The organism is Oleiphilus sp. HI0066, from assembly GCF_001635725.1.
In genome coordinates this window covers 1-1,215 of record NZ_LWFH01001609.1, presented here as the reverse complement: position 1 = coordinate 1,215, position 1,215 = coordinate 1, and the positions used below count along the sequence as shown (strand labels likewise).

Here is a 1,215-nt window from a genome sequence, read left to right as displayed (position 1 = left end):
GCTAGAATACCTCTGTTTTTCAGAATTTCAGAAATATAGTGCGCTGTCGCCTCTCCCTCTACGGTTGGGTTCGTCGCAAGAATCACTTCAGAGACCTGAATTTGGTCAAGATAAGAAACGAATTGTCCGATACCAATTTCTTCTGGACCTCGCCCATCAATTGGCGACAAACTGCCTCCTAAAACAAAATACTTTCCGGCATATTGCTGTGATTGTTCTATCGCAAGTAAATCACTTGGCGACTCAACAACACAAAGCAGGCTGTCATCTCGACGCGTATCACGACAAATTTCACAGACATCTTGCTCTGTAAAGTTCCGACACTTTTCACAGCGCTGCACTTTGTGCATCGCCTCTGACAAGGCTTTCGATAAGCGCACTCCGCCATCACGTTTGCGTTCTAATAAGTCGAGCGCCATGCGCTGTGCAGACTTCTGACCGACGCCAGGCAAAACGCGCAGTGCGTCGATCAATTCATCAATGGTTACACCAAACTTCATCGTATATTTTCCGCCTAGAAAGGCATCTTAAATCCTGGTGGCATTCCCATTCCTGAAGCTAAACCAGACATTGCTTGCTGATTCTTCTCTTCAATTTTACGCACAGCATCATTAACCGCAGCAGCCAACAAGTCTTCTAAAAACTCTTTGTCTTCGGTCATCACACCCGGGTCTAGTTCCACATTCTTAACATCATGGCGACCATTCATTGTAACTTTGACCATACCAGCGCCTGACTCGCCAACCACTTCTGCGTTAGCCATGTCTTCTTGCTGCTTCTGAAGCTGCTCCTGCATTTTTTGAGCTTGCTTCATTATGTCATTCATATTTTTTCCACCGAACATACTCTTCTCCTATTCAATGGTGCCGAGCGCTACGACGCTATCTTCGATAAGACGGCCATCAAACTCAGCGATTAACTGTTTTACGTTTTCATCGGCGTGCAATTTTTGCTTCGCCTCTATAAGTTGCTCTTCACGCATTCGTTCACGCCACATTGCTGGCGTTTCTTGTCCTGCATCGACACCATCCTTGAACTCAATCGCACCATTCCAAGCAAGCGCATCCTTCAATGCTTGCACGATTTTCTTCTTATGCGTGTCGTTTAAAATTCTAAAATGCCCAGTTTCGACAGCTAATTCCATAACCTCACCATGAATACGCTTCACCATATTCATAAGTAGGTTTTGAGTCATGCCTGTCAAACCAAGTCTAA

At 45.2% G+C, this 1,215-nt stretch carries 3 protein-coding genes; all 3 read right to left on the bottom strand.

The features are described from left to right. The coding region (gene recR / locus A3738_RS25230) for a recombination mediator RecR (RefSeq protein ID WP_068763940.1) at window positions 1–500 on the bottom strand (500 nt) is incomplete at its 3' end. Window positions 501–514: 14 nt separating this feature from the next. Then, on the bottom strand, window positions 515–844 hold the full coding sequence (locus A3738_RS25225; RefSeq protein ID WP_068473244.1) for a YbaB/EbfC family nucleoid-associated protein: 330 nt from the start codon (window positions 842–844) through the stop codon (window positions 515–517). A gap of 9 nt (window positions 845–853) precedes the next feature. Continuing rightward, window positions 854–1,215 (bottom strand): DNA polymerase III subunit gamma/tau C-terminal domain-containing protein (locus A3738_RS25220; protein ID WP_156504492.1); only part of this gene is annotated, 362 nt, incomplete at its 5' end.